Genomic DNA, 7,900 nt, shown 5'->3' with positions numbered 1-7,900 from the left:
GGCTCGGAGATGTGTATAAGAGACAGGTATACAAACAATCGGTTGATGCACTTGTCGAATATGCACGCAGTAAAGGTGCTGATGTCATCGCGGGTCCGGAAGCACGTGGATTCGTAGTTGGTTGCCCAGCCGCTTACGCGATGGAAATCGGATTCGTACCTGTCCGTAAAGAAGGAAAATTACCACGTGAGACAGTCCGTGTCGAGTATGGTCTTGAGTACGGAAAAGACGTCTTGACGATGCATGAAGATGCGATTCAACCAGGACAACGCGTCGTCATCCTTGACGACTTGCTTGCAACAGGTGGTACGATCGAAGCGACGATCCAAATGATTGAAAAATTAGGCGGAACGGTTGCCGGAATCGGATTCTTGATTGAACTCGATGGTCTTGGTGGACGTGAGAAACTCGAAGGATACGACGTTCTTTCATTGATTCGTTACGAAGACTAAAGCATATATACTCTCTTGGTACATGGTGACCAAGGGGGTATTTCTTTTTATTTTGACATCTTCTCAAGATTTCACGATAATAAGAACTATATATTAGGGATTCCGTTGCAGACGATCCCGGGGACTGGGTGAGGAAAAGGGATGACAAACAAACAAATCGTAAATGTAGAAGACCTTCTCGCTCGATGTGCGGAATACATGACGCAAGCTGAAGTCAAAGACATCGAACGGGCTTACCAATTCGCGAAAGACGAACATGATGGGCAATTCCGCCGTTCTGGGGAACCCTACATCATTCATCCGGTACAAGTTGCCGGTATCTTAGTCGATATTGGTTTGGATGCAACGACGATCGTCGCTGCGCTTCTTCATGATGTCGTCGAAGATACGGACATTACACTCGAAGAATTAACGGAACGATTCGGACCCGACGTCGCGATGCTCGTTGACGGCGTCACGAAACTCGGGAAAATCAAATATAAATCGAAACGCGAAGAATTGGCTGAGAACCACCGGAAGATGTTCATCGCGATGGCAGAAGACATTCGCGTCATCTTGATCAAACTGGCTGACCGTCTGCATAACATGCGAACGTTGCAACATATGGTCAAGGAAAAGCAGGTGCAAAAGGCAGAAGAGACGCTCGAAATCTTTGCACCGCTTGCGCATCGTCTCGGGATCTCGACGATCAAGTGGGAACTCGAAGACATCAGTTTGCGTTATATCAATCCACAACAGTACTACCGGATTGTCTCAATGATGAAACAAAAACGGACGGAACGCGAAGCGCTAGTCAGTTCGGTCATTGAAGAGGTCAACGAAGTACTCGATGATGTACAAATCGCAGCGGAAGTCGATGGACGTCCGAAGCATATCTATTCCATTTATAACAAGATGCAAAACTCGAAAAAAGAGTTCAGCGAAATTTATGACTTGATGGCTGTGCGCATCATCGTCGATTCAATCAAGGACTGTTACGCTGTTCTCGGAATCATTCATACGCAATATAAACCGATGCCGGGACGTTTCAAGGATTATATCGCGATGCCGAAGCCGAACATGTATCAATCGCTGCATACGACGGTCATCGGACCGAAAGGCGAGCCGCTCGAGGTCCAAATTCGGACACGGGACATGCACTTTATTGCCGAGTACGGGATTGCCGCTCACTGGGCGTATAAAGAAGGCAAGGAACAGGAAGCGAAATCAGGCTTTGAGGATAAGATTGCCCATTTCCGTGAAATTCTTGAGTTACAGAAGGATACGGCGGATGCTGAAGAATTCATGGAATCGGTCAAAGTCGATTTCTTTAGTGACATGTTGTACGTCTTTACACCAAAAGGCGACGTCATCGAATTGCCGAAAGGCTCTGTTCCGATTGATTATGCCTACCGGATTCATACAGAGATCGGTCACCGAACGATCGGAGCGAAAGTCAACGGACGGATGGTACCGATTGATTATAAGCTGAAGACAGGCGACATCATTGAAATCGTCACATCAAAACACAGTTATGGTCCAAGTAAGGACTGGCTCAAGATTTGTGTGTCGAGTCAGGCGAAGAACAAGATCCGTCAATGGTTCAAACGTCAGCAACGCGAAGAGAACGTCTCTAAAGGACGGGAACTGATCGAAGCGGAAGTCAAGAAACTCGGATTCGAGCCGAAGGAAGTCATCAATGAAAAGACGCTCGAAGACGTGACGCGGAAGTTCAACTTCGCGCAAGAAGAAGACATGTATGCTGCTGTTGGGTATCATGGTCTGACCGCTGCCCAAGTCGCGCATAAATTGACGGAAAAGTTACGCAAAGACAAAGAGTCCAAAAATCTTGAACTGAACGAAGCCATCAGTGAGATGAAGACGTTTGATCGTCCGAAGAAGGAAAATCCAGAAGGCGTTCGTGTAAAAGGAATCGATAACATGCTCGTTCGCATGAGTCGTTGTTGTAATCCAGTACCAGGGGACGATATCGTCGGGTATATCACACGTGGACGGGGTGTCTCGATTCACCGGACGGATTGTTTGAATGTCATTCATGAACAAAATCCAGAACGCTTGCTCGAAGTCGAGTGGGAACACGAAGGCAAAGCCGTTAAGAGTTATAACGTCGAAATCGAAATTTCTGGATTCGACCGGGCTGGATTATTGAACGATGTCCTGCAGTCGGTATCTGCGACGAATACGAACATTGTTGCCGTCAGCGGGAAAGGCGACGACAGTAAACAAGCCAAAATCACGATGACGATCGCGATCAACAACGTCAACCATTTACAAAAAGTCGTCGATCGGATCAAACAAATCTCTGACGTGTATGCTGTGCATCGCGTCATGATGACGTAAGGAGCGGATGAGTCATGCGAGTCGTATTACAACGAGTCAAAGAAGCAAGTGTCACAGTCGATCAGGAGGTCATCGGTCAAATCAAGCAAGGTTTTCTCTTGCTTGTCGGTGTCACGCACGAAGACACGATCGATCAGGTGAACTGGTTAGCTGATAAAATCGCAGGACTCCGCGTGTTTGAAGATGAAGAGGAACGGATGAACCGCTCGTTGCAAGATGTCGACGGTCAGATTCTATCCGTCTCGCAGTTCACGTTGTATGGTGATGTCAAAAAAGGACGTCGCCCAGCGTTTACGGAAGCAGCGAAACCTGATGTTGCCAACGAATTGTATGAAGCGTTCAATGAACGTCTTCGCGCGCAAGGACTGACAGTCGAGACAGGTCAGTTCGGTGCGATGATGGATATCGCGCTCGTCAATGATGGACCGGTGACATTGATTCTTGAAAAAGAAGCAAACGCTTGACAGGAACCGAGAGACGAGGCAATATTAGACGTAACCAAATGATTCATACGACCGAAGACGAAGAGGAGTAATCAAGACCTCGTCTGCTTAGAGAGTCGCCCCTTGGCTGGAAGGGCGAACAGACGAACTCGATGAAAGACCCTTCCGAGGTATCTTCCTGAACCGATAGTAGGGAAGGTCGTACGCAGGCGTTAACTGCACCGAGTGGTCAAATGTGATTTGACAACCAGGGTGGTACCACGGGATCTTCAAGTTCTCGTCCCTTTGCGGACGAGGACTTTTTTGTATTCAAAAAAGGAGGAATTTGAGATGAAATTACCACGCGGTACGTTTGATGTCCTTCCAGGAACAGTCGAACGCTGGCAGTACATCGAGCAACAATTACGTGACATTAGTAAGCGTTACAACTATAAGGAAATCCGGACGCCGATTTTTGAGGAGACAGAACTCTTTAAACGTGGCGTCGGTGAGACGACGGATATCGTTCAAAAAGAGATGTTCATGCTTGAGAAACGCGGAAAAGACCAGTTGACGTTACGTCCAGAAGGAACGGCTGCTGTTGTTCGTTCATTCGTAACGAACAAGCTGTTCGGTTCACCAAACCAACCGACGAAATTGTTCTACATTGGACCGATGTTCCGTTATGAACGTCCGCAAGCAGGTCGTTTCCGTCAGCTCCACCAATACGGAGTCGAAGCACTTGGCAGTGAACAACCAGCGATCGATGCGGAAGTCATCAGTCTCGCGATGAGCATATACCGTTCATTTGGATTGAAGCACCTTAAGCTCGTCATCAATACACTCGGGGATAACGAAAGTCGCGCCGCACACCGGGCAGCACTTGTCGATCACTTCAAACCGGTCGTTCACGAGTTATGTCAGGACTGTCAGAACCGTCTCGAAACGAATCCACTTCGTGTCCTTGACTGTAAGGTCGACCGCGATCACCCGAGCATGGCAACAGCACCATCAATTCTCGATTACTTAAACCCGGCATCAAAAGCTTACTTCGACGAAGTATTGCTTCACTTAGATGCACTCGGCATCGAGTATGTCGTTGATCCAACGCTCGTTCGCGGAATCGATTATTACAATCACACGGCGTTCGAGATCATGTCAGAAGCAGAAGGCTTCGGAGCAATCACGACACTATGTGGTGGTGGACGATACAACGGTCTCGTCGAACAAATCGGTGGACCGGCAACACCGGGAATCGGATTCGGAATCGGCATCGAGCGTTTATTGATGGCGCTTGAGAATGAGAACGTCTTACCGGCAGTCGATGATCAAATCGATGTCTTCATCGTTGCACAAGGCAGTGACGAAGTCGAAAAGACAGCAACACGTCTCTTACAATTGATGCGTCTCGAAGGACTTGTCGCCGATCGGGATTATCTCGGTCGGAAGTTCAAAGGACAATTCAAAGCAGCCGATCGCTTGAAAGCACGCTACACGGTCATCCTCGGGGATGAAGAAGTCGAGCGTGGTGCAGCGGCGCTGAAGAACATGGCTACAGGGGAACAGACGGACGTTCCGTTATCAGCAGTCGCTGATACGATCGTCGCGAAATTAAAGGAGGAAGCACAATGATCGGACGCACGCATATGAACGGTCAGGTGACGGAAGAAGTCATCGGACAACACGTTCAACTTAAAGGATGGGTTCAAAAACGACGTGACTTAGGAGGATTGATCTTCCTTGATCTCCGCGACCGGAGTGGTATCGTCCAAATCGTCTTCCAACCGGAAAACGAGCAGGCACACCGCCTTGCAGAATCAATTCGTTCAGAGTATGTCCTCGATATCAAAGGACACGTCATCGCACGTGAGAATCCGAACCCGAACATTCCGACTGGGCAAGTCGAGGTCGTCGCGGATGAAGTCGTCATCTTGAATGCAGCGAAGATGACACCATTCCCGATCAGTGAAGAAGCAGAGCAGACGTCAGAAGATTTACGTCTTAAATATCGTTATCTTGACTTGCGTCGTCCGTCGCTTCAAGAGACATTCCGTCTTCGTTCGAAAGCATCGAACATTATGCGGAACTTCCTCGATGAGCAAGACTTCTTGGAAGTCGAGACACCAATCTTAACGAAATCAACACCAGAAGGCGCACGTGACTATCTCGTTCCGAGTCGTGTTCACCCAGGTGAGTTCTATGCCTTGCCACAATCACCGCAATTGTTCAAACAATTGCTGATGGTGTCTGGTTTTGAACGGTACTTCCAAATTGCACGTTGTTTCCGTGACGAAGACTTACGGGCAGACCGTCAACCTGAATTCACGCAAGTCGACATCGAGACGAGCTTCATGGACATCGAAGACTTGTATGCGATGATGGAATCGATGATGACGCGTGTCATGAAGGAAACGCTTGGTAAAGATATCGTGACACCGTTCCCACGGATGCCGTACGCGGAAGCGATGAGCCGGTATGGTTCGGATAAACCGGATACACGCTTCGGTCTCGAATTGATTGATGTCGCGGAAGCCGTCAAAGGGGCAGGATTCAAAGTATTCGACATGGCACTAGAAGCTGGTGGCGAAGTTAAAGCCTTGAACGTCAAAGGTGCAGCAGAGCGCTTCTCGCGGAAAGATATCGATAAGTTACAAGAATTCACGGCGATTTACGGTGCAAAAGGTCTCGCGTGGGTCAAAGTGACAGGGGACGGACTGAACGGTCCGATCGCGAAGTTCTTCGACGAAGAAGCAGCTGCTCGCCTGACAGCGGCGACAGGTGCGGAAGCAGGCGACTTATTGTTGTTCGTCGCAGCAAAAGCATCGATCGTAGCAGACAGCTTAGGTGCGCTCCGTCAGAAATTAGCGAAGGAACTGGACTTGATCGATGAGTCGGTCTTCAACTTCCTTTGGGTGACGGACTTCCCACTCGTCACGTATGAAGAAGAAGAAGGTCGTTTCTACGCGAACCACCACCCGTTCACGATGCCACGTCGTGAAGATCTCGAATTGCTCGAGACGGATCCTGGAAAAGTCCTCGCCGTCGCGTACGACCTCGTCTTGAACGGATACGAGCTCGGCGGTGGATCACAACGGATCTACGAACGGGATATCCAAGAGCGGATGTTTAAGTTGCTTGGCTTCACAGAAGAAGAAGCAAACGAGCAGTTCGGTTTCTTGATGGAAGCATTCGAATACGGAACACCACCACATGCGGGGATCGCACTTGGTCTAGACCGTCTCGTTATGTTACTCGCAGGACGTTCAAACTTGCGTGATACGATTGCCTTCCCGAAAACAGCATCAGCAAGTGATCTGTTGACGGCAGCACCAAGCCCAGTCTCGGATGCACAATTAAACGATCTCTCGATTCGAACAGCGGTCAAACAATCGTAAGATACGACAAGCGAATCTTCCGGTATGGGAGATTCGCTTGTTTCATGAAGGAGGATGAACGGATGGAACGACACTTTTTTGAACGGTCTCCGGTTGAAGTCGGTCCAGACTTCTTAGGAACACAGATCACAGTCGATGAGGTGACGATGCGGATCGTCGAGGTCGAAGCCTATCTCGGTCCTCACGATCAAGCAGCGCATTCGTTTTCCGGAAAACCAACGAAACGGACGGCACCGATGTTCGGTCCACCGGGGCATCTCTATGTGTATTTCACATATGGGATGCATCACTGCATGAATATCGTTTGTGGACATGAAGGGGAAGGATACGGATTATTGCTACGAGGTGCGGAAATCATTAGTGGGCACGATCTCGTCGCGGAACGTCGTTTTGGTTGTTCCTACGCAGAGTTGACAGCGGCGCAACGACGCAATCTCGTCAATGGACCGGCGAAACTGTGCCAAGGATTCGGTCTAACGACAGCTGATTCGGGACAGGATCTTTATCAAGACCGTTTCCGACTTGTTGCTGACTCGGTCGACGCGGTCGTCCAGACGACACGGATCGGTATTCCGAATGCAGGAGAAGCGACAGCCTATCCATGGCGTTTTTATGTAGAGGCGAGTGAAGGGGTAAGTAAACGTTAAAAAATGGACGCTCCGATAAGGAGACGTCCATTTTTTATTTAGGGTTGTTGATTGATTTTTTCGACTGTTGCTTTTTATAGAATTTATAGACGATTGGACCAACCGTCGTTACGAGCGTCATTAATGTTCTGAGTTTACCGCGTTTTGCTGCCATTGATTCATTCACTCCTCTGATTTGTTGTACTAATCATATTCCACGAAAACAACGTCTTAAAACCTCATCGGCACATCAAGTGGTTTTCTATCTACCTTGGTCGGGTCATAGTATAAGGAGAAGGGAGTCGATCAATATGGGAGCAGTCGTTTGGTATCGTCATGATTTACGTGTCGATGATCATGAGGCACTTCGGAGTGCGTGTGAAGAACAGGACGTCATTCGTGCCGTATACGTCAAAGACCAAAAGAAACGCGATTTTAAAAGAGGTACACAACAAGCACGGTTCGAACAAGAGACACTTGATAACTTAGCGGGCCATCTGTCTCAAATCGGGATTACGTTAGATATAGTAGAAGGGGAGACAAGTGAGGCACTCGATTCTTATCTGCAAGCGGATGATACCGTCTATTTCCATAAGATGACCGGAACAGAAGAAGCGACAAGTGAGCAGTATATCGAAGACAGATATACCGCTGTCTCTTATACA

The 7,900-nt window shown here is 48.5% G+C and carries 7 protein-coding genes and 1 other annotated feature; all 7 genes read left to right on the top strand.

The annotated features are described in order from the left end of the window. On the top strand, positions 1-452 hold a 452-nt coding region (locus F8N00_RS14330), incomplete at its 5' end, for an adenine phosphoribosyltransferase (protein ID WP_421018430.1). A gap of 141 nt (positions 453-593) precedes the next feature. Then, positions 594-2,792: a RelA/SpoT family protein gene (locus F8N00_RS14325; RefSeq protein WP_023468927.1), complete on the top strand. Its 2,199-nt coding sequence runs from the start codon at positions 594-596 to the stop codon at positions 2,790-2,792. A 14-nt stretch (positions 2,793-2,806) separates the two neighbouring features. Then, entirely contained in the window at positions 2,807-3,256 is a 450-nt protein-coding gene (dtd, locus tag F8N00_RS14320; RefSeq protein ID WP_035396647.1) for a D-aminoacyl-tRNA deacylase, read from the top strand. A 45-nt stretch (positions 3,257-3,301) separates the two neighbouring features. Then, positions 3,302-3,523, top strand: a binding site (T-box leader). Positions 3,524-3,565: 42 nt separating this feature from the next. Next, complete coding sequence (gene hisS, locus F8N00_RS14315; protein ID WP_023468925.1) at positions 3,566-4,846, top strand: histidine--tRNA ligase; 1,281 nt, start codon at positions 3,566-3,568, stop codon at positions 4,844-4,846. Further along, positions 4,843-6,609 carry an aspartate--tRNA ligase gene (gene aspS, locus F8N00_RS14310; RefSeq protein ID WP_023468924.1) on the top strand — a complete coding sequence of 589 codons (1,767 nt, stop codon included), beginning with the start codon at positions 4,843-4,845 and terminating at the stop codon, positions 6,607-6,609. The genes hisS and aspS overlap by 4 nt, the downstream gene beginning before the upstream one ends. Positions 6,610-6,671: 62 nt before the next feature. Then, positions 6,672-7,256, top strand: a complete 585-nt coding sequence (locus tag F8N00_RS14305; protein WP_023468923.1) for a DNA-3-methyladenine glycosylase — start codon at positions 6,672-6,674, stop codon at positions 7,254-7,256. 290 nt (positions 7,257-7,546) lie between these two features. Then, the coding region (locus F8N00_RS14300; RefSeq protein WP_421018429.1) for a deoxyribodipyrimidine photo-lyase at positions 7,547-7,900 on the top strand (354 nt) is incomplete at its 3' end.

Source organism: Exiguobacterium sp. A1_3_1 (genome assembly GCF_048985645.1).
GTDB lineage: Bacteria > Bacillota > Bacilli > Exiguobacteriales > Exiguobacteriaceae > Exiguobacterium_A > Exiguobacterium_A indicum.
Note: the sequence above shows the minus strand (reverse complement) of the source record. Positions and strands in the feature narration are given on the sequence as shown.